Origin of the sequence: Lujinxingia litoralis (assembly GCF_003260125.1) — a bacterium.
Classification (GTDB): Bacteria; Myxococcota_A; Bradymonadia; order Bradymonadales; family Bradymonadaceae; genus Lujinxingia; species Lujinxingia litoralis.
This window is the reverse complement of record NZ_QHKO01000006.1, coordinates 175,102-189,397: the sequence shown is the minus strand read 5'-3', so window position 1 is coordinate 189,397 and position 14,296 is coordinate 175,102. Positions and strand designations below refer to the sequence as shown.

Below are 14,296 nucleotides of genomic sequence, written 5' to 3'. Positions count from 1 at the left end.
GGCCTAAAAAGACCTTATCCTTCAACAACTTCGGAACTCATCATGAGCAACCCCACCAACACCTTTGAGATCTTGACCTGGGTCGTCGGCCCCCTGCAGACCTCTATCTACGCCATCGCCTGCACGCGCACAAACAAGGCCGTACACATTGATTGCGGTGGACAGGCTCAAAAAGTTCTTAACGACCTGAAAACACAGGGCTTTGAACTCGAAGCCATCTGGCAGACCCACGCGCATATCGATCACATCGCCGGTCTGCCCGAGATCGCCGTGCACAGCGACGCCCCGATCTACATGCACCCGGCCGATCAGCCCCTCTATCAGGCCGCACCGCAGCAGGCGCAACGCTTTGGTCTGAACTTAAGCGGGGGGCTCCCCGAGATCGACCACGAGCTGCACGACAACCAGCAGCTCTCGGTGGGCGATCTCCGCGCGCAGGTCCTCTTCTTGCCCGGGCACAGCCCGGGCTCGGTGGGCTTTTACTTCGAAGAGCTCGATCTGCTCTTTGGCGGCGACGTGATCTTTGCCGGCAGCATCGGGCGCGTCGACCTGCCCGGCTCCAGTGTCGACCAGATGCGCGCCTCCCTGGAGCGCCTCAAATCCCTGCCCGACACCACCCGGGTGCTCCCCGGCCACGGCCCGGCAACCACCCTGGGACAGGAGAAGCGCTTCAACCCCTTTATGCAAGGGTTCTAACGCCTGAGGAGCCCGGGCCCGCATCCGCAGGCCGCCCGGGCTTACACCATCAGGCGCTCGCGCGTGAGCTGGATCATGCGCGCCAGCCGATGCACCGCCTCCAGGCGCTCATCCACCTGGGCGATGAGTACTTCGCGGTCGCCTTCTTCGGCCCGCTCGCGCTGCACCTGCTCCAACGCCTCCTCAATCTGGCCGTAGAGACGATCGCCGGCGTGCTCAATAAACGCTTTGAGCTTGTCGGCGTAGTTGTGAATCATCCGCAGCAGCTCGGCCTCAATGGCCTCGGTGGCCTCCCGAATCGCCGCCACGCCCTCCTCTTTGGCCCGATCCTTGAGGCGCTCATCGCCGCGCCCCTTGAGAATCACCGCCAGAATCGGCGTGGCCAGCGTGAGCAGTCCGCCCACCAGCGCGTTGGCAAAGAGCCACACCGATACCCCGAGCGTACCCAGCGCAAACACGCTCACGTCGTAGCCCAGGGTGTCGATCTCCAGATCCAGCCCCGGCCCCAACCCCAGCTCCTCGCGCAGCGCCCCGACCACCTCGCGCATCGACTGATTGGTGACCTCGATCACCTCCTCGGCCAGCTCCTCGAGCCCCCGGGCGATCTCCTGGCCCTCGCCCTCCAACCACCCCTGGAAGGTGTCCTGAATCCAGCGCGAGAGGTAGCGCTTGACGTCCTTGGCCTCGGCCCGCTCCACCTGAACCGGCAGCGCCTCGGCAAAGCCCTGCGAGAATACCCGCAGGTTATGCCGCGCGGTCGCCGCAATCCCCCCGGCCCGCTCATCGACCCGCTCCACGTTTTCGCTGATCACCCGCTGGCTCTCCCGCAGCCGGGCGTGCACCGCCTTGATGCGCTCCTCCAACTCGGCCTGCTCCAGGCGGTAGCCCTGGCGCTTGATCGCCAGGTTCTGCTCCATCATCGCCGCAATGCGCAGCGCGCCTCCCAGCGCGCTGTCGAGCACGATGGCCTCTTTGCGCTCCCGCACAAACTCCCGGACATGCCCCCGAAACGCCGCGAAATCTCCCCCGGGCTCCTCCCCCTTCTTCTGCGCCTCCAACGCCTGACGCGCCGAAAACGCAAACAACTCCACCGGCCCGATCAACGTCTCCAGGCGCTGACGCGCGTAGGCCTCGACCTCCCGGGCCTCCTCCTCGCTCAAGGCATCGATCTTACCCAGCACAAAGATGATGCGATCGCGATTGGCCTTCAGCAGCCGATCGCGAATAAAGACCACCTCGCTCTTCTTGAGCACCTGCGTGGCGTCGAGCACATACAAAATCACATCGGCGCGGGGAAGATACCCGTAGGTGATCTCCACCTTCTGACGGGAGATATCGTTGACCCCGGGCGTATCCACCAGGATCAGACCCTCTTCCAAAAAGTCGTTGGGATAGCCGATCTCCACATACTCCGGCTCCTCCTCCTGCTCCTCGGCATGACGGATCAACTCCCCCAGACGCTCATAGGCCACCTCGTGGAGCGCGCCCCCGCGCCGCTCCTTGAACGCGGCCCGCGGCTCGGTGGCATGCACCAGGTGGGTGATCACCGCCGTGGTCGGCGTGATCCCCATCGGCAACACCTCCTGGCCCAGCAGCGCGTTGACCACCGTGGATTTCCCGTGGTTGAACTCCCCGAGCACCACCAGCGAGACCTGCCCCCGCTCCAGCGCCGGGATCCGCTCCTCCACCACCTCGTCGGCCAGCGAACGCAGCCCGCTGGTGCGAGCCATCTCGGCAAGATCTTCCAGAAATCCCGTGACATGCCCCCGGTTGATCGTCACCGGTTCCTGGCTCTCGGCTTGCGTGCTCATCGATCCCTCCTCGGCATCCACCTGTGCATCATCAGTCCGGCCGAAGCCGGAAAAAAAATAGCCCGCGCGACGCCTGGGCAAGAACGATCCTTCGCCGTGAACTCGGAGCTCCCGAAAAGCTGCGGCTCTGTTCACCCAGGTGTCGGGCCTCCTCAGACCGGCTCCCCTTAAGGCCGTCGTCACCCTCGGGACCATCGAGACCTGAACACCGCGCGCCCATGGCGGACGATGCCCTTCCTCGACCTCCGAAGGTCGATTCCTTGAGGTTTCCAGTGCTAAAGACCCGAACGACATCAGGGTGAGACACCCAACCTTCGGGGCTCACGAACGACGAATACTGGCTCCTTGCCGCGCGTCACGCGGGCTCATAAGCCTTTGAAAGAACTATCTTTTCCTACCCTCAAAGGCTTACATCACTTGTATGACTTTCTCGACTTCTCTGTCAACCTCATCCAGCGCCTCGCCGCCACGCTCACCGATCAACTCGCGGTAATACGCGCTCTTTGCAAAGAGCTGCATCGCCTGCACCCGCTTGGGCAGATAGGGATGCGAGGCCAGGTATTCCTGAAAGCGTCCCACGCCCTCTTTGATGCCATCCACCTGACTTAAATATTCGTCCAGATCGATCTGCTCAAAGAGCTTCTCACTGCCCAGGGCGAGTTTCATCATAACTTTGAGGGCAACCTCTTCGTCGCGGCAGCAGATCAGCCCGGCCCGATCGCAGGTGATCTCCCCGCGACGACTCCAGCCGTTGAGCGCCAGCCGCGCCGGCACCACCGCCCACTTCACAAAGGTCACCACGCCCTGTGTCAGGAAGTTGGCCGCGGTGTGGTAGACGACGTGGTTGTTCTGAATGTGACCGCACTCATGGCCGATCACAAACTTGAGCTCCTCCTCGGTGAGCCGGTCGACCAGCGCGGAGTTGAGCACGATAAACGCCTCATCATCGGTGCCGTAGGTTCCCGCGTTGAGGCTCGCCAGGTTCTGGGCCACGTAGACCGTGGGCACGGCGATATCCAGCGTCTCGGCGCATTCCACCACCAGACGATGCAGCTCGGGAAACTGCCGCCGGTTGACCTTGACGCTGCTCCCCAGAAGCGCGTTCTTCTGCACGGCCTTCCAGAAACGCACCGTGGCCTCCACGACCACCCGCACCGGGCGTAAGCGGTCGAGCCGACGCAACACGCGCAGGTCGCCGGCAAAGGCGTACTCCCCAAACCCCGTCTTCTCATCACGGCCGCTGCGTCCCTGATTCTGACGGTTGATGTATTTGAGAAAGTCAAACTCGTACGCTGCGCTCATCGTTTCGCCACCTGCGCTCGCCAGGAGCCCCTTTTACAGGAGTTCCCGGCACATCCATCCTCACCATCACTCGGCCCGGGTATCGTGCCCGCGCACCTCTTCCAACGCCCCACCGCCGAAGTTTCTTCGCGTCCCGATCCTACGCCCGGGCTTTTCCGTCAAAAAAGCGCGGCCACGCCGGGGGACTCAGCCTTTATTCGGCGCCAAACGCATCCATCAGCTCTTTGAGCGTGCGGCGCGGCGCGGTGTCTCGAATCGCTGACTGTAAACGCACCCGGTCGACCGTCGAGAGAGGCTGCAGATCGGTGCGCTCAATGGCGTCGACAATGCGATCCAAACTCTCCAGCTTCGCCCGCAACGCGCCCAGATCCGGCAGCGACGTCTCGGTGGCGCCCCGGGACCGCTCGCGCTCCAGCTTCAGCCGCTGCTTAAGCCCCTCGATCTCACCGCGCAGATCGCGCTCCTGCTCCTGAAGCGCGGCGCCGGCCTGACGGGCCTCTTCCAACGCCTGCTCGGCGGCCTCGGCCCGACGGCGCTCGGCGTGCAACGTTTCGACCTGCGCCTCAAGCTCGGCCTGGCGCGCCTGCGCCCCCTCCAGCTTCCCGTGAAGATCGCCGCGTACCTGGCGCAGGCTGGCGAGTTCGGCCTGAAGATCCTGCTGCTCGGCCTGAAGATCGCGGTTACGACGCTCAAACTCCCCGAGCAACCGCTCCTGACGCGCCACCTCGCCACGCGTCTGCTCCAGCTCCTCCCGCGCGCTCCCACCGCCGCGCAGCCCCCGCAGCTCGTCGCGGACCTGCTCCAGCTCACGCTGCAGCGATGCCACATCGCTGCGATGGGTCTGAGCGTCCGACTCGGCGCTCTCGGCCCGCTCGCGCAGCTCATCAATGCGCCCGGTGGCCTCCTCCAGGCGGCGCTCCGCCTCGTGGGCCCGCTCGCGCTCCTTGCCAACCTCCTGCGAGGCCTGGCGGGCCCGGGCCAGTTCGGCATCCAGCCCCTGGCGCTCCTCCTGGGCCCGGCGCAGCTCCCCGGCCAGACGCTCAATCTCGTCGTCGCTCCCCGGGCGCGTCTGGCGTTGCAGCGCCTCGACCTGATGGCGAAGCCCCTCCAGCTCATCGGCCTGACGAGCGGCCAGCTCCTCAAGCGCCAGCTTCTCCTCGCGCAGGCGCTCCGCCTGAACATCCCCGGCGCCTCCACCGTAGGGGCCGCTCCCCGCCTGAAAATCAGGTACTTCACTGACCTCCCCGGCCAACTCCCGCGGGTCGATCGCCAGCACGTCATCGTAGCTCGCCGAGGCCTCATTGAGCCCCGCAAACTGCCCACTGGAGACCGCCTCACCGCCGAAGCCGACCCCAAACGCGTCTTCCTCGCCGAAGTCCCCACCGAACCCCTGGCCCGGACCCATGCTACCCTGTCCCGGACCCATGCCACCCTGCCCGGGCCCCATGCCACCCTGGCCCGGACCCATGCCACCCTGCCCCGGACCCATACCGCCCTGGCCCGGACCCATGCCGCCGGTGGGCGCGTACGCAGCCATATCCTCCTGGCCAAAATCGTGCGTGACCCGGTTGGCGTCGTACCCCTCATGGACCTGCAACCCACCCTGCTGAGCGAATCCCCCGGAGCCAGCACCCATGCCGATGCCGCCCGGCTGAACGCCGCCGGCCTCTTCATAAAAACGCAGAATGAAGTCCCCGCACCACACCTCATCCAGATCCTGGAGAACCTCCGATGGCGAAACCGGAGTTCGCTCCTCATTGATCATCAGGTAGGTGCCGTTGGAGCTGTTGAGATCCACGATCTCGTAGCGCCCACCGGAGTAACGAAACTCCGCGTGGCGCCGCGAAACGCTCTTACGGTTGGAGCGGATGGTGCAATCTGTCGCGCGCCCGATCGAGACCACCGGAGCCTGCGGGCCCAGCTCCACGCTCATCTCTCTTCCAGACGCGTCCGTGTACACAAGCTTCGCCACCGCTACTACTCCTCGGCTCGTCGGCCTTAATCAGCACTCATCGGGCTGCCTCATTCAATCGGCGCCGCATCATACGGCCCCCCCGCTGGCAGCGTCAATCTAGCCTTGCACCCAGCCCCGGGCCCAGCGCACCACTCGGTAGGCATTATACGCCCCGAAGAGCCCCATCAACGCCGCCATCACCACGTACCACCAGTGATCGACGGGACGAGTCCCGCTCTGCACGAAGTAGGCGTTGACGCAGAGGGGTTGGCTCTCAAAGACCTCCTGCACCTCAGCGGCCGTGGGATACTCGGTCCAGCCCTTCGCCTCGCGCTCTTCGGCGCTGGCCTGACGGTAGCGCTCGGTCCAGTTGCGCGTGATCACTTCCCGACGACGCTCCGCCAGCTCATCGAGACCGGCCTGGTCATAGTCCTCACAGAAGTGCTCACCGTAGCGCTCCCCGTAAAAGCGCTTCAGCCCGGCCAGGCGCTCCCCGCTGGAGGCAAAAGAAAGCAGACGCCCCTGCCCCTCATAATAGGTACGGTCATTATCGCCAGCCTCATCGGTGGCGACCTCTTTCTCCAGCGCGCTCAATCCGGCCAGGCGTCCTTCGCGCTGCACGTAGATATCGCCCCCGACCAGCTTAAAGAACTCCCAGTCCCCGCCCTCACTGCGGCGGCTGGGCACGCCCTCCAGGCTCACAAAGCTATTATGCTCGACCGGCGGGGCCCACTCCGGGTTCTCACGGTGTTTCGAGGGCCAGGCAGTCACCTCGCCAAGGGCCACCGGCTCGCTGCTCTCAAAGAAGTAGGCGATCTCGCTGCGCCAGTCGTTGACCACCGAGAAAAGCACCGCGATCACCAGCAGGTTTAAGATCGGCTGCAACACCGACCCCTGCTGGCGACGACGCGCCAGGCTCATCAGGTCCTCGTCCACCCCTTGTTCGTCTTGGGTCTCATGCATCGGCCGTCTTACTCCCTAAAAAGGCTCTCTCGGCTGCCTCTTGAACACCGCGGACTTATACGGTGTTCCGGGCCCCCTCACAACCGCCGGGGCCCTTGCCAGCGCCGCCGGCATTGTTACCTTCGTGGGGCTGCGCTCGTCGAGCGCCTGAGAATCCCCCCTTCTTTTACCCCCTAAGCCTCCTATGTCTCAGAGCTTCTGCCGCCCGATCTTCCTGATGAGCCCGCCCACCCGTGCCTGGCAGCTACGCGGACGCGCCAACTTCCGCTCCCGCCAGGCCGGCACCGCCGATGCCACCCGCGCCCGCGCCGAATGGTCGCGCCTGGCCGACGCCATCGTCGAGGCCGGCGGCGAGGTCGTGGTGATGCCGCCTGAATCCGACGCGTTGACCGGGCTGATCTACACCGCCGAAAGCGGGGAGCTCTTTCGCGACGACCAGAGCCAGCTGCGCTTTCTCCTGCCCCACATGGCCTCGCCACACCGCCAGCCCGAGGCCGCGCTCATCAAGCGCTTCATCGAAGCGACCCTGCAGCTGCCCACCCATCAGGTCCAGCACACCTGGGAGGCCCAGGGCGACGCCATCCGCGCGGCCCACGGCGATCAGATCATTCACACCTACGGCGTGGGCCCCGATCAGCGCACCAGCCAGGCGGCCTACCTGGAGGTTGCTCCCCGGCTCAGCCCCCAGCACCTTCAGCTGGGCTTTAAGGCCGATCCCTGGTTCCACGGCAACACCTTTCTGCAATTCTTCCGTCGGCGCTCCGATGCCATCGGCCTGGTCTGTCCCGAGGCCCTGCTCGATGGCGAGCTGGAGAGGCTGCTGGCCTTTGTCGGCCCGGATCTCCCCCTGGTGGAAATCTCGGTCGAAGAGAGCCTGGGCTACGACACCAACGCCCTGCAGGTCTGCAACACGATCCTGGCCCCCTCCACCTTCAGCGACACCGCTCGCCAGGTGGCCGCGCGCCTGGATCTCACCGTCCAGACCCTGGCCCTCGACGAGCTCTTTACCAAAGGGGGCGGCGCACCGGTCTGTCTGACCAACCGCCTCTGGGGGCTCGACCTGGCGGAGCTCCCCGAGCGGGTCCGCTGGTCGCTCAACCCCTCGATCGAGGCCCACACCCCGCTCTGAGGCCTCGTCTCGTGGAAGCGCATACGCCCCGGACAGCTTTGCTGCCCGGGGCGTTTTGCGTTTGGGGGCTTTTGCCCCCCGGACCCGCGTGCTTGGCGCTTGCCGCGCTGCGTCAACAATTTGGGATTGGACCTGCGTGACGCCATCCGGCGCCACGCTCGCCAGCGTTATCCCGGCGCTCCGGCGCATGCCGTACCCAGGACGTGACGTGACCCATCGCACCGATGCCGACCCTCGCTTCCCGCTCTACCATCCGCGCTATGAGCACGACGGCTGCGGAGTGGGCTTTGTCGCCGACCTGCGCGGGCACCCGCGCATCGATCTGCTGCGCCGCGCCACCGACGCGCTGGCCAACCTCTCGCACCGCGGCGCGGTCGACGCCGACATGCGCACCGGCGACGGCGCCGGCGTGCTCTTCGGGCTGCCCCGGGTCTTCTTTACCAACATCGCCCGCGAGCTGGGCCTGCCCACCCCGGGCGGCCCCATCGGCGTGGGGGTGTTTTTTCTGCCCCGCCATGCCCCCGACGACATCCACCAGATCCGCGCGCTGGTGGCCCGCTGCCTCCAGGAGCGGGGCTTCCGACACCACGCCTGGCGCCGGGTACCGGTGCGCCCCGACGTCCTGGGGCTCAAGGCCGCGGCCACCATGCCGCGCATCGATCAGCTCGTCCTTCCCCTGGAGCCGGGCACCTCGGAGGAGGACGCCGAGATTCGCCACTACGCCCTGCGCCGCACCATCGAGGCCGCCCTGCACGCCGCGCGCCAGACCGCGTATGTGGCCTCCCTCTCCTCCCGCACCATCGTCTACAAGGGCCTGATGATGGGCCACGCCCTGGCCGATTTCTACCCCGATCTGCGCCGGGATCTGCCCACCAGCTTTGCGCTCTTTCATCAGCGCTTCTCCACCAACACCTTCCCCTCCTGGTCGCTGGCCCAGCCCTTTCGCATGCTGGCGCACAATGGCGAGATCAACACCATCCTGGGCAACGCCCGGGGCACGCACCAGCGCCAGGCCGAGCTGCACGCCCCCCGCTGGGGCGATGACCTGGAGTACCTGCTCCCGGTGCTTCAACCCGGCTTCAGCGACTCGGCGCACCTGGACAACGTCGCCGAACTCCTGACCCGCTCGGGCCGCTCCCCGCTGCACACCCTGGCCATGCTGGTGCCCCCGGCCTGGGAGCACGACCGCACCCTGGACCCGGCGCTGCGCGCCTTCTTCGACTATCACGCCTGCCTGGGAGAGCCCTGGGACGGCCCGGCGGCCATCGTCTACGCCGATGGCCGCTTTGTCGGCGCGCACCTCGATCGCAACGGCCTGCGACCGCTGCGGGTGATACGCACCCACAGCCACCTGATCTATGCCTGCAGCGAGGTCGGCGTCCTGGGGCTTAAGAGCGACGCCATCGCCCAACGCCTGCGCCTGGACCCGGGCCAGATGCTCGCCATCGACCTGCACGAAGGCCGCCTGCTCACCGACGCCCCCATCAAATCCGCGCTCGCCAGCCAGAAACCCTACCAGCGCTGGCTCCACGACCACCTGATCCGCATCTCTCCGGCGCCTCCCGAAGCAATCGCGCCGACGTTGGCGGCGCGCGCGCGCCTCCAACGCCAGATCTGCTTCGCCTACAGCCGTGAAGAACTCAATTTCGTGCTCGCCCCCATGGCCCGGCACGCCCACGAGGCGCTGACCTCCATGGGCGACGACACCCCGATCGCCGCGCTCTCCCGAGGGCCACGGCCGCTGCCCCACTTCTTTAAGCAGCGCTTCGCCCAGGTCACCAACCCCCCGATCGATCCGATCCGCGAGCGCCACGCCATGTCGCTGAGCGTGCACCTGGGCCGCCGGCGCAACTGGCTCGACGCCACCCCGGAGCACGCGCGCCAGGTCGCACTCCAGGCTCCGGTGATCACTCCCGCCGACCTCGCCGAGATTCGCCGCCGCCTGCCCCCCGGGCGCCTCGCCACGCTGGAGGCCACCTTCCCCCGCACAGCAGGCCCCGGCGGCCTCTCCCCGGCCCTGGATCGCCTCTCGCAGACAGCGATCGACGCGGTGGAGCAGGGCGCCGAGATCCTCCTGCTCAGCGATCGCGGCGTCGACGCCGACCTCGCCCCCATCCCCATGCTGCTGGCGCTGGGGGCGCTGAGCACCGACCTCCTGGAGCGCGGCCTGCGCCTGCGCACTTCCATCATCGTGGAGAGCGCCGAGCCCCGCGATCCCCACCACATCGCCACCCTGATCGGCTACGGCGCCGGAGCCGTCTGCCCCTACCTGGCGCTGGACACCCTGGTGGCCGATCTGGAGCTGGAGGAACCCCCGGCCGAGCGCGTCGACAACTTTTTGGCCGCACTGCATCAGGGGCTCCTAAAGATCATGAGCAAGATGGGGATCAGCGTGCTCGGCAGCTACCGCGGCGCTCAGATCTTTGAGGCCCTGGGCCTGGGCCCCGACGTCATGGCGCGCGCCTTCCCGCAGACCCCCTCCCCGGTGGGTGGGCTCACGCTCGAAGACCTGGCCGAAGACGCCCTGGCCCGCCACGCCCGGGCCTTCGCCGACGAGCTCCCGAGTACCCTCCCCGACCTGGGGTGGCTCCGCTTTCGTCGCAGCGGCGAAACCCACGCCTGGAGCCCGCAACTGCTGGGCGCGATGAACCAGCTGCGCCGCCACAAACCCGACGCCTACCGCAAGTTCTCCGCCGCCGCCGACGCCCTGGCCCCCCTGCACCTCCGCGACCTGCTGGAGCCCACCGCGCTTCGCCCGGCCCTCTCCCTGGATCAGGTCGAGCCCATCGAGGCCATCCGCCGCCGCTTCACCACCGCGGCCATGTCCCTGGGCTCGCTCTCTCCGGAGGCTCACCGCGCGCTGGCCGTGGCCATGAACCGCATCGGCGGCAAGAGCAACACCGGCGAGGGCGGCGAAGACCCCGCGCGCTACCAGCTCGATGCGCAGGGCGATGATGCCAACGCCCGCATCAAGCAGATCGCCTCCGGCCGCTTTGGCGTCACGCCGCGCTACCTGGCCAAAGCCGCCGAGCTCGAGATCAAGATGGCCCAGGGCGCCAAACCCGGCGAAGGCGGCCAGCTCCCCGGCCACAAGGTCAGCCCCTACATCGCCTACCTGCGCCACGCCACCCCCGGCGTCCCCCTGATCTCACCGCCGCCGCACCACGACATCTACTCCATCGAGGACCTGGCCCAGCTGATCGACGACCTCAAAGCGATCAACCCCGACGCCCGCATCTCGGTCAAACTGGTGGCCACCTGCGGCGTGGGCACCATCGCCGCCGGCGTGGCCAAGGCCCACGCCGACACCATTCTCATCAGCGGTCACGACGGCGGCACCGGGGCCTCCCCCATCACCTCGGTCAAACACGCCGGCATCCCCTGGGAAATCGGCCTGGCCGAGACCCAGCAGACCCTGCGCCTCAACGGCCTGCGCGAGCGCGTGCGACTGCGCGTCGACGGCGGACTCAAAACCGGCCGCGACATCATCATCGCCGCCATGCTCGGCGCCGAGGAGTTCAACTTTGGCACCGCCGCCCTCGTCGCCCTGGGCTGCCGCTACGTGCGCCAGTGCCACCTGGACACCTGCCCGGTGGGCATCGCCACCCAGCGCGACGATCTCCGAGAGAAGTTCCAGGGCGACCCGGACCGGATCGTGGCCTACTTCAACCACGTGGCCGGCGAGGTCCGCGAACTCCTCGCGCAGCTGGGCGCCCCGAACCTCAACGCCATCATCGGGCGCAGCGACCTCCTCCACCACCAGCCGCGCCCGGAGCATCCCCGCGCCCACCGCCTGGACCTCGCCGGGCTGCGGGTCGCGCCGGCCCCCGAGCACGGCGCGACCTTCAACACCTGGCCGGGCCCCTCTCAGCGCCCCTCCCCGCTCAACGAACGCCTGGTGGCCGACTGCGCCGACGCCCTCTCCAGCCTGCGCCCGATCCGCCGCACCTACCCCATCACCAACCTCGACCGCACCACCGGCGCTCGCCTCAGCGGGCTCATCGCCCTGACCCATCCCGACACCCCACCGCCGGAGGCCACCTTCGACCTCCACTTCCGCGGCACCGCCGGGCAATCCTTTGGCGCCTTTCTGACCCACGGCGTCGCCCTGACTCTCCACGGCCACGCCAACGACTACGTGGGCAAAGGCCTGGGCGGCGGCCGCATCGTCATCCGCCTCCCCGCCCCCGAGGGCGCCTCCTCGCCACAGGACCACACCCTGGCCGGCAACACCCTGCTCTACGGCGCCACCGCCGGCCTACTCTTCATCGCCGGGGGCACTGGCGAGCGCTTTGCGGTGAGAAACAGTGGGGCGTTGAGCGTCACCCAGGGCGCCGGCGCCTACGCCTGCGAGTACATGACCGGCGGCATCTGCGTCTTCTTAGGCCCGGTCGGCCCCCACTTTGCCGCCGGCATGACCGGCGGCCTGGCGTTCGTCTACGACCCCGGCGATCACCTCCCCGACCGCATCAACCCCGACGATGTGGCCCTCACGCGCCCCGGTAGTGAGGACCACGACACCACCGAGCTGCACCGCCTGATCTCACGCCACTTCGAACTCACAGGGAGCCCGATCGCCGAGGCCATTCTCGACGACTGGGAGGCAAGTCTCGGGGAGTTTTACAAGGTGACGCCGCGCACGATCCTGGCGCTCAAGAAGGCGGAGGGGGAGGCATGACTCCCCCGCACACCAAAAAACCCGAGCGCATCCAGGGCGGCGACTGGCAAGGAGCAAGGAGGAGCGAGTAGCAGCGCTACCGCGACGACGCAGCGACGCAGCCAGCGTCGTCCTGGGGCGCTTGGCGTCAGAAGAACAGAGTAAATCGAGTCGCCTCCCGAATCTCCCCCCCCTGACTCCCGGCCACGTTCCCAAAGGTGCCTTCGACACTGTGGATGCGGCCCTCCTCCACGTTGAACATCGTGGTCGCATCCACCTCGGAGGTCAGCGTCGGGGAGGCCGCGCCGACCATGGCCATGTCGGCGTCGAACTCGGCGTCGAAAAAGTCGTCATCGCCAAAATCGTCGCCGAAGCCATTGTCGCTCTCGTCGAGGGCCCGGCCGGCGGCGACGGTGCCGTCGATCATCTGCTGGCTGTCGACATCGAGTTCGATACGAAGGGTGCCGCAGGAGCTCGCCACACATGACCGCTTCGGACCGGCGGTGGTTTTGACCTTGCCGACGGGGAAATCCGCCTCGAAGACGTCGCCGGCGGCGACGGTGCCCTCGGGAAGCTCCAGCAGGCTGAGCACCTGCACGGGCAGCACGTCGAGGTGCTGCACCGGGCGCTCCTGCTCCTCGGTGCGGGTCTGGCGAGTGCGCTCGACCTGGCGGGTCCCCGCGTGAAGGGTTACGCGGCCGGTGTTGGGGTCGATGCGGGCCGAAGAACTCACCTCCACGCCGTCGACGGTCGAGCTCATCGAGATGCCGTCTTCGCCCACCTCGTAGCGCAGCACCGCGACGGGCCCCTCCTCGGTGATCTCGACGACCACGCGCTCAAAGAACTCCAGGCGCCCGCTGCGATCCATATACGCCCGCAGGGTGCGCACCTCTTCGGGCAGATCGTCAACGCTAGTCGCACCGCCCCACTGGCCGCGCATCTCCATCGCGTCGACGTGGAACGCAAGCTCGTAGCGCCCGTCGGCGGCCATGCCCACCACCTCCATGCGCATGGTGGTGCTCATCTCGACGCGATCTTTAAAGAGCGGCGAGTCACCACCGCCCATCATCGCCCCCATCATGGCCCCCATCTGCCCGCCCATCTTCATCTCAATATCGCTGGTGGCTTCGTAACGAAGCTCCAGCTCCTCGCCCACCTCGAGCTTCCACTCCCAGATCTCGGCCTGCGCCCCTGCCTCGACCGCCTCGCTCTCATCGGGAGTGTCATGGGCCACCGGAGCTTCGCTCTCCACCGGAGCCTCCTGCTCCACCGGGGCCTCCTGCTCCACGGGCTCTGCCTCGGCCGAAGCCTGCTCGCCATCGCTCGTCACTGCCTGCTGCGCCTGCGCCGGCGCCGGCGGCGCCTCCGTCACATAAACGTAGGTGGGCGTGCAGCCGGTCATTCCCAAAAGAGCCGCGATCACCAGAGCCTTTGACCTTGTCATGCAATTCACTCCTGAGTCGTTTCAGCGTCACCACGACGCCTCATCCAAAAAATAAAAAACCCATCTCGTTGGGGTGGCCTTTGTACGGTCCCCCCCTCTACCACATTCAAAAGAAGTGGCACTCCCCCCCCGAACGCCTCCCGGGGCGTGGTATTCGCGTTTTTTCCGCCCGCACATACCCCTTTCGGGGGTTTAACCCCCACCTCGTCCGCCCCGGAGCGCAAGCCCGGGGGTCTTACCCCCTACCCCTCCGCTCTCGAGCACGGTCACTTCATACCCCTTCGCCAAAAGTGCCGCCCCCGTGCGCCCACACTCCGGGTCCTACCCCCTCCCCCGCCGC

General features: G+C 67.1%; 8 protein-coding genes. 3 read left to right on the top strand and 5 right to left on the bottom strand.

Going from position 1 to position 14,296, the window contains the following annotated elements:
* Positions 1–42: 42 nt before the first annotated feature.
* Positions 43–696, top strand: coding sequence for an MBL fold metallo-hydrolase (locus DL240_RS14090; protein ID WP_111730542.1), 654 nt, complete (start codon positions 43–45; stop codon positions 694–696).
* 41 nt (positions 697–737) lie between these two features.
* On the opposite strand, the gene DL240_RS14085 is transcribed toward DL240_RS14090, so the two are convergent.
* The 4 genes from DL240_RS14085 to DL240_RS14070 all read right to left on the bottom strand — a co-directional run bounded on the left by DL240_RS14085 (position 738) and on the right by DL240_RS14070 (position 6,726).
* Positions 738–2,507, bottom strand: coding sequence for a dynamin family protein (locus DL240_RS14085; protein WP_158542580.1), 1,770 nt, complete (start codon positions 2,505–2,507; stop codon positions 738–740).
* A 408-nt stretch (positions 2,508–2,915) separates the two neighbouring features.
* Positions 2,916–3,809 (bottom strand): M48 family metallopeptidase, encoded by an 894-nt coding sequence (locus tag DL240_RS14080; RefSeq protein WP_111730540.1) that lies wholly within the window; start codon positions 3,807–3,809, stop codon positions 2,916–2,918.
* 193 nt (positions 3,810–4,002) lie between these two features.
* Positions 4,003–5,781, bottom strand: coding sequence for an FHA domain-containing protein (locus DL240_RS14075; RefSeq protein ID WP_146618305.1), 1,779 nt, complete (start codon positions 5,779–5,781; stop codon positions 4,003–4,005).
* Positions 5,782–5,880: 99 nt separating this feature from the next.
* Positions 5,881–6,726 (bottom strand): hypothetical protein, encoded by an 846-nt coding sequence (locus DL240_RS14070; RefSeq protein WP_111730538.1) that lies wholly within the window; start codon positions 6,724–6,726, stop codon positions 5,881–5,883.
* Positions 6,727–6,910: 184 nt separating this feature from the next.
* Here DL240_RS14070 and DL240_RS14065 point away from each other — a divergent pair, with 184 nt between their 5' ends.
* Together DL240_RS14065 and gltB are read left to right on the top strand one after the other, a co-directional pair.
* Positions 6,911–7,855, top strand: a complete 945-nt coding sequence (locus DL240_RS14065; RefSeq protein ID WP_111730537.1) for a hypothetical protein — start codon at positions 6,911–6,913, stop codon at positions 7,853–7,855.
* Positions 7,856–8,063: 208 nt separating this feature from the next.
* Positions 8,064–12,533: a glutamate synthase large subunit gene (gene gltB, locus DL240_RS14060; protein ID WP_158542579.1), complete on the top strand. Its 4,470-nt coding sequence runs from the start codon at positions 8,064–8,066 to the stop codon at positions 12,531–12,533.
* 127 nt (positions 12,534–12,660) lie between these two features.
* Here gltB and DL240_RS14055 read toward each other — a convergent pair whose 3' ends face one another.
* Positions 12,661–13,956 (bottom strand): hypothetical protein, encoded by a 1,296-nt coding sequence (locus DL240_RS14055; RefSeq protein ID WP_111730535.1) that lies wholly within the window; start codon positions 13,954–13,956, stop codon positions 12,661–12,663.
* Positions 13,957–14,296: the final 340 nt, after the last annotated feature.

Coding starts and splice junctions, on each gene's coding strand:
- DL240_RS14090 (WP_111730542.1), top strand. CDS start 43: ATGAGCAACCCCACCAACACCTTTGAGATCTTGACCTGGGTCGTCGGC.
- DL240_RS14085 (WP_158542580.1), bottom strand. CDS start 2,507: ATGAGCACGCAAGCCGAGAGCCAGGAACCGGTGACGATCAACCGGGGG.
- DL240_RS14080 (WP_111730540.1), bottom strand. CDS start 3,809: ATGAGCGCAGCGTACGAGTTTGACTTTCTCAAATACATCAACCGTCAG.
- DL240_RS14070 (WP_111730538.1), bottom strand. CDS start 6,726: ATGCATGAGACCCAAGACGAACAAGGGGTGGACGAGGACCTGATGAGC.
- DL240_RS14065 (WP_111730537.1), top strand. CDS start 6,911: ATGTCTCAGAGCTTCTGCCGCCCGATCTTCCTGATGAGCCCGCCCACC.
- DL240_RS14055 (WP_111730535.1), bottom strand. CDS start 13,956: ATGACAAGGTCAAAGGCTCTGGTGATCGCGGCTCTTTTGGGAATGACC.